General features: G+C 43.9%; 19 protein-coding genes. 13 read left to right on the top strand and 6 right to left on the bottom strand.

Annotated elements, in window-relative coordinates; all coding sequences use genetic code 11:
• Window positions 1–1,183 (bottom strand): tetratricopeptide repeat protein (locus AC4II3_RS02535; RefSeq protein WP_490722770.1); only part of this gene is annotated, 1,183 nt, incomplete at its 3' end.
• 253 nt (window positions 1,184–1,436) lie between these two features.
• Between AC4II3_RS02535 and AC4II3_RS02540 the strand changes: the two genes are divergently transcribed.
• The 4 genes from AC4II3_RS02540 to AC4II3_RS02555 all read left to right on the top strand — a co-directional run bounded on the left by AC4II3_RS02540 (window position 1,437) and on the right by AC4II3_RS02555 (window position 7,091).
• Window positions 1,437–2,567, top strand: a complete 1,131-nt coding sequence (locus tag AC4II3_RS02540; RefSeq protein ID WP_488013311.1) for an amidohydrolase family protein — start codon at window positions 1,437–1,439, stop codon at window positions 2,565–2,567.
• Window positions 2,568–3,085: 518 nt separating this feature from the next.
• Window positions 3,086–4,531, top strand: coding sequence for an anhydro-N-acetylmuramic acid kinase (locus AC4II3_RS02545; RefSeq protein ID WP_490722771.1), 1,446 nt, complete (start codon window positions 3,086–3,088; stop codon window positions 4,529–4,531).
• 365 nt (window positions 4,532–4,896) lie between these two features.
• Complete coding sequence (locus AC4II3_RS02550; RefSeq protein ID WP_488013307.1) at window positions 4,897–5,343, top strand: hypothetical protein; 447 nt, start codon at window positions 4,897–4,899, stop codon at window positions 5,341–5,343.
• A 215-nt stretch (window positions 5,344–5,558) separates the two neighbouring features.
• On the top strand, window positions 5,559–7,091 hold the full coding sequence (locus tag AC4II3_RS02555) for a serine/threonine-protein kinase (RefSeq protein ID WP_488013305.1): 1,533 nt from the start codon (window positions 5,559–5,561) through the stop codon (window positions 7,089–7,091).
• Window positions 7,092–7,185: 94 nt separating this feature from the next.
• Here AC4II3_RS02555 and AC4II3_RS02560 read toward each other — a convergent pair whose 3' ends face one another.
• From AC4II3_RS02560 to AC4II3_RS02575, 4 genes are all read right to left on the bottom strand, one after another.
• Complete coding sequence (locus AC4II3_RS02560) at window positions 7,186–8,004, bottom strand: tetratricopeptide repeat protein (protein ID WP_488013303.1); 819 nt, start codon at window positions 8,002–8,004, stop codon at window positions 7,186–7,188.
• 242 nt (window positions 8,005–8,246) lie between these two features.
• The gene (pntB, locus tag AC4II3_RS02565; RefSeq protein WP_488013301.1) at window positions 8,247–9,710 is read right to left on the bottom strand and encodes a Re/Si-specific NAD(P)(+) transhydrogenase subunit beta; all 1,464 of its coding nucleotides are present in this window, start codon (window positions 9,708–9,710) and stop codon (window positions 8,247–8,249) included.
• Between the two features lie 137 nt (window positions 9,711–9,847).
• Window positions 9,848–11,473 (bottom strand): Re/Si-specific NAD(P)(+) transhydrogenase subunit alpha, encoded by a 1,626-nt coding sequence (gene pntA, locus AC4II3_RS02570; RefSeq protein WP_488013299.1) that lies wholly within the window; start codon window positions 11,471–11,473, stop codon window positions 9,848–9,850.
• Window positions 11,470–11,607 carry a hypothetical protein gene (locus AC4II3_RS02575; RefSeq protein ID WP_229423957.1) on the bottom strand — a complete coding sequence of 46 codons (138 nt, stop codon included), beginning with the start codon at window positions 11,605–11,607 and terminating at the stop codon, window positions 11,470–11,472. The genes pntA and AC4II3_RS02575 overlap by 4 nt, the downstream gene beginning before the upstream one ends.
• A 982-nt stretch (window positions 11,608–12,589) precedes the next feature.
• Here AC4II3_RS02575 and AC4II3_RS02580 point away from each other — a divergent pair.
• Window positions 12,590–13,123 (top strand): DUF2808 domain-containing protein, encoded by a 534-nt coding sequence (locus AC4II3_RS02580; protein WP_488007051.1) that lies wholly within the window; start codon window positions 12,590–12,592, stop codon window positions 13,121–13,123.
• Window positions 13,124–13,367: 244 nt separating this feature from the next.
• Here the strand turns inward: AC4II3_RS02580 and AC4II3_RS02585 are convergent, their stop codons facing one another.
• Complete coding sequence (locus AC4II3_RS02585; protein ID WP_488007049.1) at window positions 13,368–13,583, bottom strand: hypothetical protein; 216 nt, start codon at window positions 13,581–13,583, stop codon at window positions 13,368–13,370.
• 755 nt (window positions 13,584–14,338) lie between these two features.
• Here AC4II3_RS02585 and AC4II3_RS02590 point away from each other — a divergent pair.
• From AC4II3_RS02590 to AC4II3_RS02625, 8 genes are all read left to right on the top strand, one after another.
• Window positions 14,339–14,944, top strand: a complete 606-nt coding sequence (locus tag AC4II3_RS02590; RefSeq protein WP_488007047.1) for an RNA polymerase sigma factor — start codon at window positions 14,339–14,341, stop codon at window positions 14,942–14,944.
• 350 nt (window positions 14,945–15,294) lie between these two features.
• Entirely contained in the window at window positions 15,295–15,561 is a 267-nt protein-coding gene (locus tag AC4II3_RS02595; protein ID WP_488007045.1) for a hypothetical protein, read from the top strand.
• A gap of 238 nt (window positions 15,562–15,799) precedes the next feature.
• On the top strand, window positions 15,800–15,937 hold the full coding sequence (gene rpmH / locus AC4II3_RS02600; protein WP_044494288.1) for a 50S ribosomal protein L34: 138 nt from the start codon (window positions 15,800–15,802) through the stop codon (window positions 15,935–15,937).
• A 128-nt stretch (window positions 15,938–16,065) separates the two neighbouring features.
• On the top strand, window positions 16,066–16,473 hold the full coding sequence (rnpA, locus tag AC4II3_RS02605; protein ID WP_488007043.1) for a ribonuclease P protein component: 408 nt from the start codon (window positions 16,066–16,068) through the stop codon (window positions 16,471–16,473).
• Window positions 16,463–16,858 (top strand): PH domain-containing protein, encoded by a 396-nt coding sequence (locus AC4II3_RS02610; protein WP_293017280.1) that lies wholly within the window; start codon window positions 16,463–16,465, stop codon window positions 16,856–16,858. The genes rnpA and AC4II3_RS02610 overlap by 11 nt, the downstream gene beginning before the upstream one ends.
• 208 nt (window positions 16,859–17,066) lie before the next feature.
• The gene (gene yidC, locus AC4II3_RS02615; RefSeq protein WP_488007040.1) at window positions 17,067–18,236 is read left to right on the top strand and encodes a membrane protein insertase YidC; all 1,170 of its coding nucleotides are present in this window, start codon (window positions 17,067–17,069) and stop codon (window positions 18,234–18,236) included.
• Between the two features lie 6 nt (window positions 18,237–18,242).
• Window positions 18,243–18,737: a Jag family protein gene (locus tag AC4II3_RS02620; RefSeq protein WP_070394091.1), complete on the top strand. Its 495-nt coding sequence runs from the start codon at window positions 18,243–18,245 to the stop codon at window positions 18,735–18,737.
• A gap of 184 nt (window positions 18,738–18,921) precedes the next feature.
• Complete coding sequence (locus tag AC4II3_RS02625; protein WP_488007038.1) at window positions 18,922–19,437, top strand: YceD family protein; 516 nt, start codon at window positions 18,922–18,924, stop codon at window positions 19,435–19,437.
• Window positions 19,438–19,592 lie beyond the last annotated feature (155 nt).

The following is a 19,592-nucleotide window of genomic DNA, read 5'->3' on the forward strand; positions in this document are numbered from 1 at the left end:
TGTCGCCTCTGAGAGCAACTAACTGCTGCTGAGATTGACGCACTTTTACTTGAGAGGATTCTAGTTGTGATTGTGCGCTTTTAATGTCGCCTCTGAGAGCAACTAACTGCTGCTGAGATTGACGCACTTTTACTTGAGAAGATTCTAGTTGTGATTGTGCGCTTTGAATTTCGCCTCTGAGAGCAACTAACTGCTGCTGAGATTGACGCATTTGGGCTTGAGAGGATTCAAGCTGTGTTGTTGCTGTCTGAGTTTTACTACGAAGGAGAAGGAGTTTTTCTTCAGCCGTGCTGATCTCAGTGCGAACCGCAACCAGTCTCTGCTGTGAAGTTTGTAACTGCCCTTGAGATTCTCCTGAAGTTTGTAACACTGTCAGTAATCCAGCGACTTCGACATCGTCAGGCTCGTATTTTGCTGCTTTTTTAAAGGAAGCGATCGCATGTTCGTAGCGACCGATGCGATAGAGGGCAAATCCTCGCTGTTTCCAAGCCAAAGAGTTTTGAGCATCAAGTTGAATCGCCTTGTCACAATCGGTGATTGCTTTTTCATATCGACCGAGTTGATAAAAAGCTGTGCCTCGGTCAATCCAAATTGAAGCAGCTTTGGCATCCACTTCCAGTACTTGGTTGTAGAATGCGATCGCCTCAGAATACTGTTTCAAATCATAAAGCAGCACACTGGCAATTTTTTGGGGAATAATTGTCTGTACCAACTGCTGTTCAAATTCTGATGTAGCTTGAATTGAAAGTGCTTGCTTCCAGGCCGTAATCACCGCATCGTATCGTTTTAGTTTATGGTTTGCCTTGCCTTTCTCAAACCACGCTAAAAGGTAATTGGGCTTAATTTTAATTGCTTGATCATAGGAAGCGATCGCGGCTTCGTACTGTCCCAAGCTACTCAACGTATCCCCTCGCCAATACCAAGCTAAGAAAGAGTCTGGCTGAAGTTTTACAATCTGCTCCAGTATTGTTATCTCTTCACTATACTTACCAATTCCTCGTAACTGACTGGCTTGTTGCCACAACTCATTGATCATTCTCCCTTGTGCAGCAACTTTCTCTGTCGAGGCGTTACGGCGGTCAAAATCTATCTGAGCAACGACACTTTGAGCATTAGCACTAGCTATAGTTGTCGTGATCAAAGTAGCTAGGGATACTACTACTTGAAACGGTAAATTTTTCATCTTTGGTGGTTAAGGAGTATTCTAGTTGACTTAAAATTAGGGGTTACACTCATAATATTCCCAGCAATCCTGGCAAAAACACAGTTACAGGTATCACCATCAAAATGTTTTACCCCACCACCAAGCAAAGCGATCGCTACCAATCCTCTAAACACGCCCTAGACTTTTTCGGGTAGTTTGTGCCTTCGTAGTTCAAGAAAATTTTTTTTACGCTAACTATCAGACAATTATCTATAGTATCTAATAATCTAAAATGATTAACCTGTGGACTATCACCGCTATTGACCAACACGCTCACAACCTGCTAACTCCTGAAGCTGCTGCTAATTATCCTTATCCTGCCTTCTTCAGTGAAGCCTATGATCCTGATATCATTAATCATCATGCCCGTAACAGCCTTTTCTACAAACGAAGCCTCCGGGATATTTCCCAACTCTTAGACTGTGAACCACAGGAAGAAGCAATTCTTGAGCATCGCCAGAAATTGGGATTAAAAAAACTAACCCAGCAGTGTTTTACATCATCTCAACTAGAAGCAATTTTCTTAGATGATGGTTTTCTGCCAAATGAGATTCTTCCTAGAGAATGGCATGAACAATTTGTGCCAGTAAAGCAGATCCTTCGTTTGGAATATCTAGCAGAAAATCTCATCCGTGAGATAGATGACTTTGCTACCTTCCTAGACCATTTCCGCGATAAAATTGACCCACCCCCACCAGAAGTGGTAGGCTTCAAGAGTATTGCTGCTTATCGTACAGGTTTGGATATTCAACTAATACCAGAGGAGGTAGCTAAGGAACGTTTTGATGCTTTAAAGCAAGAAGTCTTGAGGGGAAAACCCTTGCGGCTGGTAGATAAACCTTTAATTGATTTTTTGATTACCCAAGCCCTAGACATTGCGGCTAAACATGGACTACCTGTGCAGTTTCATACAGGATTTGGTGACCCAGATTTAGACTTACCGCTGGCTAATCCAGTTTATATGCGTTCGCTTTTGGAAAACCAACGCTTCCGTAACGCTCCGATTGTCCTGCTGCATGGATCTTATCCCTATACCCAAGAAGCCGGTTATTTAGCAGCCGTCTATCCTCAGGTGTATTTAGATTTCGGGTTAGCGGTACCTTTTTTAAGTGTAGCTGGGATGCGTAGCGTGGTGCAGCAGTTATTGGAATTTGTCCCAACCAGTAAACTTCTGTATTCTTCTGATGCTCACAATATCCCGGAATTATATTACTTAGGAGCCAAGTGGGCACGGATAGTATTGGCACAGGTTTTGGAGGGAGCGATTCAGGATGGGGATTTGACTGCTAAGGAGGCGGAGTCGGTTGCTATGGGCATTTTGTGTGATAATGCTCGTGTGCTTTATAGGGCTAATGGTTCTTGAGAAAACTCCAAAAGCCCATAGACACCCTAGCGCTTCGGTGCAGGCTAGGACGGGAATAAGAAAAGGATGATTGGAGTTTCTGTTTTCCGGATACAGTGGCAGGAATGGTGGAGTTAAAAGAAGTAGATGAAATTTAATTACCACCCTGAGCCGTTCCTTCGGGCTTAGGGTTTTTTTGCTGAACTTTCTGCCAAAATATAACCATTAACCACATCATAAAATAGCTCAGCTAAAGTTATTAGCCACTTATTTTGATTCCTGCGCTTAAAGTCTTAGGGGTTTTGTTATTGTTATGTGGTAATATTAGAAATGAACCATAAATAGTTAACGATAGACTATCTAAACATTAATTACTAGTCAGTAGCTAACATAAGGCAGAAAATAAACCTGTTTTTCTTCCCCCTCTTATCCTATCCCTTACATCCGTTAACCATCCGTTGCCCCTTCTCTCCTAATATTGCTATCTTGAGCTTACCTTAACGCAATACAATTTGAAGATGACCCGTGTAATTGGCTTAATGAGCGGTACATCTGTAGATGGCATCGATGCTGCACTAGTAGAGATTTCTGGCTCAGACTTAGATTTAAAGATTGAGCTACTCGCTGGTGCTACCTATGGCTACCCCACTGAACTCAGGGAAAAAATTCTAGCTGTCTGTGCTGGAACTCCCCTATCCATGGCAGAATTGGCAGCATTGGATGATGCGATCGCATTTCAATTTGCCCAAGCAGCACTGGCAATTGGGAGTGGTCATCCCCCCGCTGAGTTAATTGGCTCCCATGGTCAAACAGTATACCATCGACCATTAGGGGTTAATGGTGTTCGCGTAGCGTGGCCAAAAGGCCAAGGTTCATCCGAGTTGAAAGTTGACAGGTTGAATGTTGAAAGTTTTCCAGACAACCTGCAACCTGCTAACCTTGCACCGACAAAGGAAACTAACCTTGGCCAAAAGGCCACGCTTTCGGCAAAGCCGACGCTGCGCGAACGCGAACAACCTGCAACGGAAACTAACCTTGAACCTGCTAACCTTGAACCTGCTAACCTTGAACCTGCTAACCTTCAACCTGATAACCTTCAACCTGATAACCTTGAAGCTGCTAACCTTGAAGCTGCTAACCTTGAAGCTGTAACGACTCTGGGATATAGCTTTCAACTAGGACGGGGAGAGGTGATTGCTGAGATTACCGGTATCAAGACCATCAGCAATTTCCGTGTGGCTGACATTGCTGCTGGGGGAGAAGGTGCGCCTCTAGTTCCTAAGATAGATGCCTGTTTGCTCCGGTCATCCACCCATAACCGATGTATCCAAAATATTGGTGGTATTAGTAATGTTACTTACTTGCCAGTTAGTGAAGGGAATTGGTTGGAACAGGTATATGGTTGGGATACTGGTCCGGGGAATGCCCTGTTAGATTTGGCTGTCGAGTATTTTAGCAACGGTAGCAAAACCTATGATTACAATGGAGAGTGGGCAGCGAGTGGCACTCCCTGTGAGGCTCTGGTAGAACAGTGGCTTGCTCAAGAGTTCTTCAAGATACCGCCCCCAAAATCTACCGGACGAGAGTTGTTTAGTCGAGATTATCTCAAGCAGTGTTTGGTAGAAAGTGAAGCCTATAACCTTTCTCCTGCTGATTTCCTGGCAACACTCACAGAACTCACTGTTGCCTCTATTGTTGAGAGCTATCGCAACTTCTTGCCTCACATGCCAGATGAAGTACTCTTGTGTGGTGGAGGGGCAAGCAATTTATACTTGAAGCAACAGCTGCAAATTAGACTAGATTCGGTGCCAGTATTAACCACTGACCAGGTTGGGTTAAGTCGGGATTTTAAAGAAGCGATCGCATTTGCTGTTTTGGCTTATTGGCGTAACCTGGGTATTCCCGGCAATCTCCCTCAAGTAACCGGTGCTTCAGAGGCTGTATGTCTAGGAAACCTGTATTCTCCGAGATCCCAACACCAGTAATCCTAAAACTGGGTATTTTAGCGATGCAGAGGTGCGACCCGTGGCGAATTTAATTACGGGTCAAACGCACCATTACGGTCTTGGGGAGGTCACGTCACCTGAACTTGCTAATGGTGCTTGAGATGACCGTGAGGCAGTGCCGACCTGCGGGGGTTCCCCCCATGAGCAACTTTAGAATCCCCCGTGGGTGAGTTTGGAGCAGAGTTCAACTAGTTTGTCTGTTGATCCGTAGGAGTTGGGCTACTCCCGGAAGTTTGCCAATGGGATAACCTGAGGGGGTAAACCCCACAACCTTAGGTATAGCAGCTAGAATTAGTGGGGAACGATGAGAGGGTAATATTCATTAACAGATCAAGAGTAACACCGTGGCTCACACCTTTTTATTGGAGGCAGGACGCTGGACACTTCGGGGCAATTGGCTGGAACGCAATGGAAAATTAATTGTAGTCAGAGGTGGGACTATGGTTACCTGGAGTCGGGAAAACTGGTTTACTATGGTCACAAGACTGGTTTTTCCCAATAGTGAACGGGAGGATATCTCTTGCCAGTATCTAGGGCGTCTTGATACTGGCGAGCGGAAGTATACCTTTGTCTTACAACACAGCCTCCTAGGTCGTGTTGAGGGAGAAGGCTGGGTGGCTCCAGAATCCATTGTGCAACGGTATTGGGTATTAGGGGATCGCCAACGACGCAGTGGTTTTGAAACCCGGTATCAACGTAATGAAAATATATACTACCTCTCCAGTAGCATTATGGCAGGTCATTATCTCAGTAGCACAATGGAAGCAACTTTGAAACGTCAGCAAAAATAGAAGTATTCTGGAATTAAGGGAGTTTTAAAAGCAGTACGCCTGTCACAGTTGCTAGCAGCGTTCATCTTGCACAAGTCCTTAGTCAGTTTTGTCCTTAATCATTAGTCCTTAGTCCTTTGTGATCCACATTAAGTCTACTAGTATTTACAAATGACCAATGACCAGTGACTAATGATTCATGAACACGTTACATTCGGGATCTCACCAAGGAACTTATGATCACAGACCCTAACAAAGGTCGTCTACTCGCCAATCGCTATCAACTGGTCAAGTTGATCGGCAAAGGTGCTATGGGTCAAGTGTATCAAGCCAAAGATATGCTATTGGGAGGTGTAACCGTTGCTGTCAAATTTCTCTCCCATACATTATTGAACCAAAAAATGCGCGATCGCTTTGAACGGGAAGCAACAATTTGCGCTTTGCTTGGTGAGAAAAGCAATCACATCGTGCGAGTTAGGGACTATGGCATAGATGAAAATGATATTTCCTTCTACGTCATGGAATATTTGGCAGGGGGAAATTTAAGCGAAATAATTCACACTAAAACCTTATCCTTACCCCGATTTTTGCATATTGCCCGCCAAATTTGTCTGGGATTACAATGTGCTCACCAAGGCATTGTATTTAAAGGCACACTCACTCCAATTGTCCATCGTGATATTAAACCCAGCAACATTCTCGTTGTCGAAGATTCCTCCTTCGGTGAACTGATCAAAATCCTTGACTTTGGCATTGCTAAGCTTCTTCAGTTTGATGGTTCTCAAACCCATTCTTTTATGGGTACCCTAGCCTATTGTTCACCAGAACAAATGGAGGGAAAGGAACTGGATAAACGCTCTGATATATATAGTCTCGGGGTGATGATGTTTGAGATGTTAACTGGTCACATGCCCATTCTTCCAGAAGATCATTCCTTTGGTAGTTGGTACAAAGCTCATCACTTCAGCCCACCTAAATCTTTTGGATCGATTAACCCCAAACTAAAGCTGCCGAAGTCCCTAGAGAACCTAATCATGACCTGTATAGCGAAAGAGGTATCTGATCGTCCTCAAAATGTCGGGATTATCCTACGAGCATTGGATTCATTAAACGAAGGTCATGATCGCGGTCGCTATCTAGGTCATCGGATTCAAACAATACTATCCGAGAAACCTCTGAGTAAGCCAACACAAATAATTCCTGTATCAGGAAATGATATTTGTCGGCAAACCTCCTGGCCCGATGACAAGCCTAAAGCATCTATTGTTTTTCCTAAGATAATTCGTACCACTAGCACAACCTTTCCTACCCTCTGGGTGATGCTGACTAAAGAAGAGATTGAGAACCGTCAGGTTAGTACACGCTACAATCAATTCTTGTATGTGATGGTACCTCATCCCATGGTGCTATGGATTACCGCAGTGCATAATCGCTACCAAGGTGCTTGTTGGCTTCCTTGCTACTTAGACCTCAAAACAAATCACGGTCAGAACATAGTCAGACTTTTGGGAGATACTGGATATTACCGTATTTTGTTTTTTGCCCAATCACAACCAGAATACTGTGCTAATGTAATGACCTCAACTATTGCTCCTGCCCAACGCCAGCTATTCATTGATTGGGCGAATACCTCTAAGACAATAAAATCAACTAATCAAGCAATGTTGAGCAAAGGAGTACTTAAGCAAGAGTTTGAAAAGCTGAAGCCGAAGATTTTAATGAAGTTAGAAGCTGCTCATACAGATTACCCTACTGATATATCAGGTTAAAACTTGTTACTGGCAACTTGTTACTTTTAACTAGATTTAAAATAGATTTATTCTTTTCTATTTTTGATTTTCCCTATTAAACCCTTAGCCAAAACTAATATAGGGATAGCATCAAATCCCGCTGATACTTTTTCGTCAGGGGATGGTCATTACCGAGCACATCAAACACCGCAATCATGGATTTTCTTGCACCATCATCTCTATAGTTACGATGTTTACTGACAATTTCTAAAAATATTTTCAGGGCTGCTTCATAGTCTCCCTCTACAACTAACCGAGATGCCTGAGCAAATAACTGATCTAATTCACTTTCCCCAATAGCATTCGCCTGCTGCTTAAATTGAATCAATGCTCTGATTGCCTGAGCTCTAGGAAAGTATTCTCGATCATTGTATTCAATGGTTTCTAAGAGTGTGCTTGCCTCTTCCGGCTCATTAATATGAACCAAAAAATTTGCAGCTTCAATGACTAAACTTTGATGCTCTGGATACTTGGCAATTAGCTGCTCAAACAGCTGTTTTGCTCTGGGTATATCCTCACTTGCCATGGCAACCCGAGCTTCTTCTAGTCCAATGTCTAACTCAGACTTTAAATTTAACCTAGCCAACATTTCCCGCAACTGAATTTCTGGTAAAACCCCCACAAAACCAGGAATCATATCACCATTGGTGACAATTCTGACATCGGGTACTCCCTCAATTTGAAAATTATTCGCTAAGTCTTGATTGCGGTCAATATCAACTTTGGCTAACACAAAGTCATATTCTTTAGCTAGTTTCTCTAAAGTTGGTTTGAGCAGTTGACAGGGGCCACACCATGTAGCAAAGAAGTCTACTAATACAGGCTTCTCAAAAGACTTTTCTAAAACTTCAGTGCCGTAGTTGCTGCTAGTAACGTCTACAGAAAAACCCATATCAATTATTTCCGTTATCTTGCTGTTGAAATCAAAGATAAAATGTAAGCATATGCGCTACGCGCAGGCTACGCCAACAGCTAATGCTTACAAAGATAGGGAAGAGGAAGAAGAAGGAGGGTAGAATAGCAGGGAATTTTTACCATAAAATATCCCCTTTCCACACTCCTAACTTCCCCCAAACTCGACATCAAGTCAAGGTTTGAGTCAAAACCCGGGTGTCATTCCCCTCTAACCCTTACTCAGCCCGCAGAGGATGTAGCTAAGACTTTTCCTGAGCTAGATGCTGCACTGTCCCGGCTAGATTCTACGAGCTTGCCTAGGATAGCGCTAACGTTAGTCTTGGCATCACCAAAGAGCATATTGGTGTTTTCTTTGAAGAACAGGGGATTGCCAACGCCAGCATAGCCACTGGACATTCCCCGTTTCATAACCACTACTGTACCAGCTTTCCAAACTTCTAAGACTGGCATGCCAGCAATTGGGCTACTGGGGTCTTCCATGGCACTAGGGTTAACCGTATCATTAGCACCAATCACGAGTACTACATCGGTTTCTGGGAAGTCATCGTTAATCTCATCCATTTCTAGAACGATATCATAAGGCACATTTGCCTCAGCCAGCAGCACGTTCATGTGTCCTGGTAATCGTCCTGCGACTGGATGAATGCCAAAGCGAACATTTATACCAGCATTCCTCAAAATCTTGGTAATATCGGACACGGGATGCTGAGCCTGAGCTACTGCCATGCCGTAACCAGGAACAATCATAACACTCTTGGCTCCTTGTAGCAGCTCTACGGTATCTTCTACTGTAGTCTCGGTGACTTCACCTTCCGGCTGATCGCCACCTTTAGCTTTAGCTGTAGTTCCTGCACCTTCGCCGAAGCCTCCTAAAATCACGCTGAAGAAGGAACGGTTCATGGCTCGGCACATGATGTAGCTGAGGATAGCACCACTACTACCTACTAGGGCACCAGTGATAATTAACAGGTCATTGGACAGCATAAAGCCTGCTGCTGCAGCGGCCCATCCGGAATAACTATTGAGCATGGAGATGACCACTGGCATATCAGCACCCCCAATAGCAGCTACCAGGTGGATGCCTAACACTGATGCGATCGCAGCCATAATCAACAGGGGTTGTAGACCAGTCGTCCCCTCTGCTGTCATGAACTGGTAACCCAGCCCGATCACAGCCCCAAGCATAGCCAGATTGAGTACGTGGCGTGCTGGCAACATTAGGGGTTTGCTGCTGATGATAGCTCGTAGTTTGCCAAAGGCTATCACTGAACCGGTGAAGGTAATTGCCGCAATGAACACACCAATATAAATTTCTAACTGGTGAATAGTTACTTCTGCACCCGTTAGAGATTCCTCCGCTTGCAGGTAATTGGCAATACCCACCAGTACAGCTGCAAGACCGACAAAACTATGGAGAATTGCTACCAGTTCTGGCATGGAGGTCATGGCTACCCGAGATGCCACGATCGCACCAATTATCACTCCTGGCAGAATCATTCCTCCCAGAGTGAGGTATGCGGTTACATTGCTACTTAGGGCAGTAGCAACAAAGGCAATCAGCATTCCAAGAATACCGTAAATATTGCCTTTACGGGCGCTTTCCTGGTTAGACAATCCCCCCAGGCTGAGAATGAACAAAGCACTAGCTGCAATATAGGCAACTGTCAACAGATTATTTGACATAGTCTCCTTCGTTTTATGGTTTGTGGCGATTCGCTTAGCTTGGCCTTTGGGCCAAGGCCAAGATTAGTTGCTTGAATGTTGAATGCTGAAGGTTTTTATAACCGGCTAACCGGCTAACCGGTTAACCGATTGCTAACCTATTTCTGAAACATCTTGAGCATGCGTTGGGTTACTAGGAAGCCACCGGAGATGTTGATGGTTCCAACTAAAATTGCGATCGCACCCAGAATAGTAGTAGGTGAGGTGGCTGCGCCGGAAATTTGCAGCATTCCACCAATGATGATGATGCCGCTAATGGCATTAGTAACACTCATCAAGGGGGTGTGCAGGGCTGGTTTTACGTTCCAGATCACTTGCCAGCCTACGAAACAGGCCAGGATAAATACCGTGAAGTGAGAGAGGAAAGAGGGTGGTGCTCCGATTCCCAAGCCAATTAGAGCAAGTCCGAGTAACACTGGCCAGAGCAAGCCCATGATACCCTTTGATTTCTTCGTCTCTGGCACAGACTGCTCTTGAGTTGCCACAGTCTGGGGTTCTGGTGCAGGCTTAGGAGGTGCTGGAGGTGTAGGGCGCTTGGGTGGGGGCCAGGTTACATCCCCAGCGTTTAGCACTAAGGCTCCCCGAACCACTTCGTCCTCCATATCGACACGGTAATTTTCACTACCACCCATGTCCTTGAGGAGATGACAAAGGTTGGTGCCATAGAGTTGGCTAGATTGAGTAGCCATACGGCTGGGTAGGTCAGTCAAACCAATGATGGTCACACCTTTGTATTTGTAGACCTCATTGGCTTTGCTAACTTCACAGTTGCCCCCTTGCTCAGCTGCCATATCGACAACCACTGAGCCTTCTTTCATACTCGCTACCATTTCTTCAGTGATCAGCAGCGGCGCTTTTTTACCGGGGATCAGGGCAGTGGTGATGATGATGTCCACTTCTTTAGCCTGTGCAGCGAACAATGCCATCTCCGCCTCGATGAACTCTTTACTCATCACCTTGGCATAGCCCCCAGATCCTGTACCGTCTTCTTTGAAGTCCAGTTCCAGGAACTCTCCCCCCATGCTTTCCACTTGTTCCTTAACCACGGGGCGGGTATCGAAGGCGCGCACAACAGCACCCAGACCTTTAGCGGTACCAATAGCAGCTAGTCCAGCTACTCCAGCACCGATGACCAACACTTTAGCTGGGGGAACTTTTCCTGCTGCAGTAATTTGCCCAGTAAAGAAGCGACCAAAGTTATTGGCTGCCTCAATCACAGCCCGGTAACCAGCAATATTGGCCATAGAACTGAGGGCATCCATCTTTTGCGCCCTCGTGATGCGGGGTACCGCATCCATAGCCAACACGGTAGCCTTACGGGTTGAGAGTTGTTCCAGCAGTTCTTGGTTTTGGGCTGGCCAGATAAAGCTGATTAAAGTGCCATTTTCTGATAGCAACTCAGACTCATGCTTGTTTAGAGTTGGATGCATCTGAGGAGGACGCACTTTTAGGACAATATCTGCCTCTGACCAAAGGCTATTGGCATCAGGAATGATTTGGCATTCTGCTTGTTCGTAAGCATTGTCAGGAAAATTAGCTGTCTCTCCTGCTCCCGATTCAATCAGCACATCAAAGCCAAGTTTCTGGAGCACCTTCGCTGTATCCGGTGTAGCAGCTACCCGGCATTCACCTGGGTAAACTTCTTTGGGGATACCAACCTTCATGCGAGTTTTGGTTGGCTGTAAATCTGACGTTTCAGCCTCTTTGGGAATGGCTAGGGTCATTGACTCTCCTTCAGTTGTCTAAATGGAATAACGACGGAAAATTCATTGATCACTAAGGTGGGTCTAGAGGCATCAGGCAAAGGATGTCCAGACCAGCCACTTTCAGGGGCTAAGGCCACCGTATCTCCTAACATAGCTTTTGGTCATGGGTGACAAGTACTCCTTAAGTAAGGACAACAAGAATCAGGAAAACTGGCAATAATAACTGTTTTCCGTAACTATTTTCGGTAAATAGAATCAGCTAACAACTTCTTATCGAAATGTTGTGCCTTGATGACAATCTATCGTTCTATTTCTTTTAATTTCGAGTGGTTTTTAGCAACTGGTAGCTTCTTCTTGCTGGGGGATGTTCACCCTGTTTAGAGGATTCCCAAGTTCAACTAGAACGGGATAAGTTTGCTCCCTGACACCGCCAATGCCCTTAAGGGTGGGTGATTGACTCGCTCTTGAGAGGAAAACCTCCCAGCCTTAATTGTCTGATCAGCTGACTGGCTTCCCATCTGTGCTACATGTCGTTGTATGCTACTTATCGTTGTATCCAACACCAGGCATCGCCTCTTGCTGAATTTAAACTGCTGGCATAAATTTCTCTATATAAATTTCTCTGACTGTTCAAAGACATGTGTCCCCATAACCGGATCTCTTTTTGGATCCTATGGTGATCTGCCAAAAGAGAGGATTATTTTTAACTTGTTTTAGGAATTGTGCTGTTGCACTCAGTTGTGGTAAGTAATTTTTACTAGTCAGATCGATTGATAGATGATGGGATGATGGGGTGATGGGGTGTAGTGGGTGATTAAGGTGTAGCGATAGGGTTTGAAATTGGTATTAGGGTAAGCTATCAGCTATCAGCTATCAGCTATCAGCTATCAGCTATCAGCTGTGGGCCTGTGGCCAAGCTACACCGAACAGCTTTTGAATAAAATAAGCTGACCGCTGACCGCTGACCACTGACCACTGACCACTGACCGCTGACCGCTGACCGCTGAATGCTTACGTATTAGGGATATATTGCGTATATATATTGCGTATATTTTTGCGTATATATATATAAGTAGTACAGTGAAAAAAAACAATAACTGTTAATTGTCAGCTCAAGTCAGCAGCATTAGATTTATGCTATCCACACAATCTTCCATCAAAAGCCTGATTTCCGCGATCGCATTAGCTGGTTGTGTCTTGACCGGGCTATCGGTTCGGAGCTTAGCCCAGAGTAATCCCGGATTGGTACTCTGGAGTGGTGTTAAGCGGGAAAATATCCTGAGATATCACCTAGATTTTAACGGTGCCCCCAATTACTGGGATCGTTACCGCTTGAGGATTCCCAAGAAGAAACTGGAATTGGGAGTTGCTCAGTTTTCTATTTCTTATCCAGATTACTACGATGGTAAGTTCGACGTGGACAAAATTGAGGTGCGCGTTGACGGTAAATCCATCCCGGTCTCTGAAGTAGTCTGGGATAAAGAGAATTATAGCCTTCAGATTTACATGGAAGAGCCAGTTCCAGCCAAGCAAAATGTGGAATTAGTATTGTCCAATGTCAAAAACCCTGATGGGGGTACTTATTACTTCGTTTGTTATGTCTTAGCTTCTGGTGATATTCCACTACCCACTTATGTCGGTACCTGGATTGTGAGTATTGGTCGATAATATAGCAATTCTCTTTCCTCATGAGGTACAACTTTATGGGTTTTAGGGAACAGGGAACAGGGAACAGGCAATAGGCAATAGGCAATAGGCAATAGGCAAGATGGAAAAAATCATGTGTACCTCATTATGCTAGTAAGCGCTATAGTTTTCAATTCGGTGAGGTAATTGCCACACCCCCAACACAAGCTTCTTCCTGTTTAATAGGCCTCGCTACTGTTGCGGCGAGGTCTATTGGTTTATTGTGCTAATTTAATGTCTCTTTAATTTCCCTTTTGTCTACGTCAGTCATTATTTCGAGTCCCTTGGGAGTAGCCTTGAGGTGAAAAAGGTAGCGACCGTTGATCATATAGATTGTGGTGATAGCTCCTATAGCAAAGATCAGGACTCCACAGAGCGGTAAGGTAATTTGCCAAACTGGGAAGTTGTGCTTACTTGGTTTTTTCTGGTGATTCTGTGACATAGTGATTGAGCACTTAAAGACGACTGTTGGAATAGCCACGATTTCCTGTTGAGTGCCTGCCTAGACGCTACAAACTATCCAGCAGGCTTTCACTCAGAGTAGAATTCCTACCCCAAAGAATTTTTCAGCAAAATTAGTAGGCATGTTCTTTCACCGCCTACTAGCAGCTTTAGATTCTGATTGCGAGGCTACATAATTAATGTGCCTGTTCAAGGATTCTGTGACATTGACTGGCTCATTCCTCTAGAGGTGCTGCTATTCAAAATTCAACCACCCTCTTTTTTTGGGAAATTTTCCCGAGAGGGTGTCACAATTTCTGACAGTTCTGCACATATATATAGAAGAGGCAATCTGATGATTTGCGTAGCGGCATATTCTGCTACCCAGAAAAAATAGGTCATCTCTTTAAGTACAAAGCTGATGCAAAAATTCCACGAGGAGTTTTAACAGTTTAATTTAAGCATTAAGTGTTTCAAGCCTTAAATTGCGTTAGCTCTGACTTGCCACAATAAGCCAAAGATAAGGCTCTGCTAGTGTAGTGAGAATAAATTAGTATCAAATACTCACTATATCTCTTACCAATAAAGGGTTTAACTAATTGAAAATGACATTTGAATAAAAATGTATCTTTAGTTGATTGAATTCCTTTGTATTTAAGGGGTTAAGCTCATTTACACTATAATCAGTCTAGGATATCCAAAGATAATTGTTTAAACAGGAGGTAGTTATCAATGTTAGAATAGGAGACCTAATAAATGAAGATAGAAAAAACTTTAACCCCTCGGATAAAGTTTGAATCAGCGGTTAAACATTTAGTTAACCAAACCTCATTAGAAACTAATGAAGCAAACTATTATGCTGCATTAGTCAAAGGAATCAAGTCCAAACTACGCCAATTTAATTTACCACATGTTCAAGTCAACGATGTAATCCATGAAACTTATTTACGGGGAATAAAAGTCCTAGAATCCGGGCAAGAGATTAAAAACCCTAGAGCCTGGATTAGGAAGACTTCCTTCTATGTCATCTCTGAGATGAGCCGGAAACAAAAAAAACAGCAGTCATGGGACTCTAATTTAATAGAGCATCAACTAGCACCAGAAGACAGCCATAGCCTTTGCTCAGAAAACTCTGAGGATGAAGACTTAAGGCTGCTGGAGCTAGCCCTTAAAAAGTTAGACCCAAAGGACTACAAGCTAATCGTGTTACGGCACATAGAAGAGTTATCTTGGCAACAAGTAGTGAGCCATCTAGCTTCTAACGGAGAAGTTGTGACTGAGGCGTCTGCCAGGCAACGAGGTAATCGTGCCCTAAAGCGTTTGCGCAAAATCTTCTTTGAGCTTAAAAAGCATCATCACTAAACAAATTATTATGGCTCTCCTAGACTGATTATAGTGTAAATGAGCTTAACCCCTTAAATACAAAGGAATTCAATCAACTAAAGATACATTTTTATTCAAATGTCATTTTCAATTAGTTAAACCCTTTATTAGTAAGGGATATAGCGAGTATTTGATACTAATTTATTTTGACTACACTAGCAGAGCCATTATTATGATTATCTATAGCTCATCAGGGGAGACAATTAGCAAAAAAAATCTATAATTCTCCCAGATGTTATTACTAAATAAGTAATTTTTAGTAGCTATTTTTTACAAAAAAAATACAACGCCTATGCTTAGTAAAGGTAATTAAATTACCAATCAATAAAATGTCAAGGAAAAACACAAAAAAAAATCTTAAATTAGCGGAAGACTATCGCCAGCTAATAGCTGTTCCGGTTTTGTCTGAATTAGAGGCAAATCGGATGGCGGAAATTCTGGAGCTAGCTAATCTTGATGAATCTCTTAACTGCTTAATTGAGGAAATTGAAATGAGCGACTATTTAAAACTAGAACAGTGGAATCAAGGTCTTCGGAATTTACTGAAGGTGGTTTCAACAGAAGAGCCATCCCCTACTACACCATGGCAGGACTAAACTATCTGAGGGGATGTAAGCATATGCGCTACGCGCAGGCTACGCCAACAGCGGTCAGCGGTCAGCCTTGTGGCACAGGCTTCCAGCCTGTGACCTAACTCATAAGCTGAATGCTGAATGCTGAATGCTGATCGCTTGGCTTGATAGATCACCCCTTAACATGGTAAGATCAAGAGTCAGCTATAGTTGGCAATCAATCCTTCATAGTATTCGTTAATAGTATTCCTCCAGCAAACCCATGACTCAACGCACTCTAGGCGGAACCAACCGTAAGCAAAAAAGAAAATCCGGTTTTCGTGCCCGGATGCGCACCAAAGATGGTCGCAATGTGATTAGAGCTCGCAGAAGCAAGGGACGGCGTCGTCTCTCGGTCTAGTCATCTAAATATTGATGCCGACCTGCTGCAAGTAAAAGGTAAAAGGTTAAGAAACAGCCATTTCCAGTGGCTCTTCTGCCTTTATCCTGCTCAAGGAATTGACATTCATCAAGGATTACAGTTAAGCATTGGGATTGCCTCAAGCCAATCGACTTAAGCACTGGCGAGATTTTAAGACAGTTTATCGCTGGGGTATTCGTCGTTCAGGGCGTTACCTAACATTACGGGGTTTACAACAGAGTACTATTTCCCCGATTGCCAAAGAAACCATTGCGCCAGAAAAATCCCTACCAGAGGATCACCCTCCCTCCCGCCTTGGCATCTCCATCAGCCAGAAAGTAAGTAAGAAAGCAGTTATTAGAAATCGGATTAAGCGGCAAATTAGAGCCGCCCTCAGGCAGTTATTACCACGCCTATCCCCCGGTTGGAAACTAGTCATAATAGTAAAACCAGAAGCTAGAGAGTGCGAATATGCACAACTTTTGAGAGAATTAGAAAAGTTGTTGGTAAAAGCAGAGGTGTTGGATGGGCATTAGAGAAGATGTATTTTATGAGGGTGGCCCTCACCGGGGAGATCTGATCATTAGCATATTGTTGGCATTTACGATTATATTCATACCTCTAACCGTAGCTGCTATTGTCCGGGCTCTATGGCTACGGTATCGGATTACCAGCCGCCGGATATCAATAACTGGGGGTTGGCGGGGACGCGATCGCTCAGATGTGATCTATTCTGAAATTTCAAAGATTGCGACAGTTCCCCGTGGTATAGGAACTTGGGGAGATATTGTGGTTACCCTAAAAGATGGTAGCCGTTTGGAAATGCGGGCAATACCCCGGTTTAGAGAAATTTACGACTACATTGCCGAACGAGCAGCAGACAAAACAGGCAAAGCGGTTAGTGCCATCAAAATGATGTAGACAGAACCTTACAAAGAAAACCTTGACATCGGTGAGTTGCCCTGATCTGGTCTTCACTTGCCAACATCTGGCCACCTAAATCGGCTAAACTGCTTGGTGTAATTAGATCTACCTGATAAATGTCGGAAACCCGAACCGCATAGGGACGGAGATTAGTTACATTAGACACAGAAAACTTTACAATAGCGCCTAGGTTAACGTCAAACGAATGGACTTTGGTATCGGATTTATCTCCAACAACATCATGCTGCCAATCCTGGATTTCTTTTACGGGATTGTGCCTAGCTATGGTTTAGCCATAATAGCCTTGACCCTGGTGATTCGGTTTGCCCTCTTCCCTCTTAATGCTGGCTCCATTCGCAACATGAGGCGCATGAAAGTCACCCAACCCTTGATGAAGAAGCGGCAAGAAGAAATAAAAGAGCGCTACAAGGATGACCCGGCTAAACAGCAGGAAGAAATGAGTAAGCTGTTCCAAGAGTTTGGCAACCCCCTAGCCGGTTGTTTGCCACTGTTGGTACAAATGCCGGTTCTGTTTGCCCTATTTGCGACCTTGCGGGGATCACCCTTTACAAACATTAACTACGACGTCAACTTACAAATTTTTCCCCAAGAACAGCTGGAATATATCCAGCCTAAAGTCTTTACCACCAAACCCCAAAATATTTACATTACCGATGGCTTACATGAACCAGTCATCGCCCTACTTCCAGCAGGAAATAAGCTGGTAGTTGGGGAAAAAACCAAAGTAGAGTTTCAAACTGTTGAAGGTCAACCTTTAAACCAACTAATTGCTCAGCATCCAGAAACCGATATCAGTCCCACTTGGCAAATAGTCAACGGAGAGGACCGCTTACGTATTCTTGAAGATGGGACACTAGAAGCCCTGATGCCTGGAGAGGTAAAGCTTCAGGGAACCTTAACGGGAATAGCTGCTAACAAAGGCTTTCTATTTATAGATGCTTTAGGAAGAGTGGGTGCTTTTGATGACGATGGCACTATCCACTGGGATATCGTAGGGATGATTCTATTCTTTGGGATCAGTTTGTACGTCAACCAGCTGTTGTCTGGTTCAGGTGCAGGTGCAGGGCAAGCCGGTGACCAGCAAAAGGTAGTTAATCAGATTACTCCAGTATTGTTTTCTGGGATGTTCTTATTCTTTCCCCTACCAGCTGGGGTATTGATGTATATTGTTGTAGCTAATATATTTCAAACTATCCAGACTTTCATTCTATCGAAAGAACCTCTGCCAGAGAATTTGCAAGAAATAGTTGAGCAGCAGGAAAAAGAGGCAAAAAAACAAGCAGCTAAGTCTGGAGAGGGTCGAGAGGCATTGCCTTTTGAGCCCAAGCGTTCAAAGAAAAAGGCATCAAGTTAGTTTAGTATGGTAAATCAACATCAGGAGCGTGGTAAAGAGTGGTTAGAAGAACTCCTGCGATTATCTCGATTGCCCGCCAGTATAGAGGTAGCTGATGGTGACGCTCCCCTAGGAGAGCGACCCAGCTACTGGTTGACAATCGATAATAGTCAACTGACCTCGAAAGACACTCAAACTTTAATTGGTCGGGAAGGGGAAGTTATCGATTCTATCCAGTACTTAGCAAATTCGCTCCTTAACTTGGGTCATGAAGAGGAGGAACAAGCCGTTTACGTCATCGATATCGATAGCTATCGAGCCAGACGGCAAGTGGAACTTCAAGCGATCGCTGAACACGCTGCTATGAAAGTCCGTCAGACCGGGAAAGAATTTGAATTGAAATCCCTATCGGCAGCAGAGCGGCGTCAAGTCCATACCCTATTCAAGGCTTTTGAGGATTTAGAAACTCTTAGTCGAGGGCAAGAGCCAGACCGACGACTGGTGGTGCGTCGCAGGTATTGACAGATTAAGAGTTTTCATTCTCTCACTGCTGATTGGACTTGGGATTCTTCCCATCACCTGACTAACATAATGCATTAAGTCTATATCACTATATAAGTCTATAAATGGTCGCTTTTTGCTGAGTGTTTGAGAAGCTCAAGGTTAACCATCAACGCTTAACAGTCAACTGCAAAGGATAAGCATTATGGAGGCTATCTATATTCCTGAGTTGCTCAAATTACCAGAGCAAAGAGAAGTAACTCCGGTCAATAAATTCTTGGTGGATTTACAGACACTGACCCCAGTTCGAGGTCAAGTGCAAGTGGCTCATCAAGGAAATTACCTGGAGGTCTGTGCTCAAGCAGAAACGATCATTACCTTGACTTGTCACCGCTGCTTAAAACAGTACAACCACCGCTTAAGCATCGATACATCCGAATTAGTTTGGTTAGCTTCCTCAGCTGACCAACTGTCGGATGAATCCCTAGAGGAGGAGATAACCTGGGATGATTTACAAGAAACCCTTCCAGCTCAGGGGTATTTTTATCCAGACACTTGGTTATACGAACAACTATGTCTGGCAATTCCGCCACGGCAGCTGTGTGACCAAGAATGTATAGGTATCCAGATTAACGATAACAGTGAAGCAGAGTTACGGGATCAACTACGGGATCAACGTTGGGGCGCTCTGGAATCCCTGAAGAGAAAACTTCCTGGATAGTGAGTTGCCTGGTAGTATAATGCTGAAGGGGAAATTGGTCAGGGAGTTACTAGCAGCAGAGCCGTTATCCAAGTTTCTTGGAAATAAAAATGCTATGTTTAGGGTTTAAATATTTCTTTATAGCATTAAATTTTTGAGTAATTGGCTCTTATATA

Source organism: Moorena sp. (assembly GCF_982860115.1).

What these genes read in the sequence shown, in the direction of transcription:
- AC4II3_RS02620 (WP_070394091.1), top strand. Translation starts at nt 18,243, where the DNA reads ATGGTAAATCAACATCAGGAGCGTGGTAAAGAGTGGTTAGAAGAACTC.
- AC4II3_RS02595 (WP_488007045.1), top strand. Translation starts at nt 15,295, where the DNA reads ATGTCAAGGAAAAACACAAAAAAAAATCTTAAATTAGCGGAAGACTAT.
- pntB (WP_488013301.1), bottom strand. Translation starts at nt 9,710, where the DNA reads ATGTCAAATAATCTGTTGACAGTTGCCTATATTGCAGCTAGTGCTTTG.
- AC4II3_RS02625 (WP_488007038.1), top strand. Translation starts at nt 18,922, where the DNA reads ATGGAGGCTATCTATATTCCTGAGTTGCTCAAATTACCAGAGCAAAGA.
- AC4II3_RS02575 (WP_229423957.1), bottom strand. Translation starts at nt 11,607, where the DNA reads ATGTTAGGAGATACGGTGGCCTTAGCCCCTGAAAGTGGCTGGTCTGGA.
- AC4II3_RS02580 (WP_488007051.1), top strand. Translation starts at nt 12,590, where the DNA reads ATGCTATCCACACAATCTTCCATCAAAAGCCTGATTTCCGCGATCGCA.
- yidC (WP_488007040.1), top strand. Translation starts at nt 17,067, where the DNA reads ATGGACTTTGGTATCGGATTTATCTCCAACAACATCATGCTGCCAATC.
- AC4II3_RS02585 (WP_488007049.1), bottom strand. Translation starts at nt 13,583, where the DNA reads ATGTCACAGAATCACCAGAAAAAACCAAGTAAGCACAACTTCCCAGTT.
- AC4II3_RS02540 (WP_488013311.1), top strand. Translation starts at nt 1,437, where the DNA reads ATGATTAACCTGTGGACTATCACCGCTATTGACCAACACGCTCACAAC.
- AC4II3_RS02610 (WP_293017280.1), top strand. Translation starts at nt 16,463, where the DNA reads ATGGGCATTAGAGAAGATGTATTTTATGAGGGTGGCCCTCACCGGGGA.
- rpmH (WP_044494288.1), top strand. Translation starts at nt 15,800, where the DNA reads ATGACTCAACGCACTCTAGGCGGAACCAACCGTAAGCAAAAAAGAAAA.
- AC4II3_RS02555 (WP_488013305.1), top strand. Translation starts at nt 5,559, where the DNA reads ATGATCACAGACCCTAACAAAGGTCGTCTACTCGCCAATCGCTATCAA.
- AC4II3_RS02590 (WP_488007047.1), top strand. Translation starts at nt 14,339, where the DNA reads ATGAAGATAGAAAAAACTTTAACCCCTCGGATAAAGTTTGAATCAGCG.
- AC4II3_RS02560 (WP_488013303.1), bottom strand. Translation starts at nt 8,004, where the DNA reads ATGGGTTTTTCTGTAGACGTTACTAGCAGCAACTACGGCACTGAAGTT.
- AC4II3_RS02545 (WP_490722771.1), top strand. Translation starts at nt 3,086, where the DNA reads ATGAGCGGTACATCTGTAGATGGCATCGATGCTGCACTAGTAGAGATT.
- pntA (WP_488013299.1), bottom strand. Translation starts at nt 11,473, where the DNA reads ATGACCCTAGCCATTCCCAAAGAGGCTGAAACGTCAGATTTACAGCCA.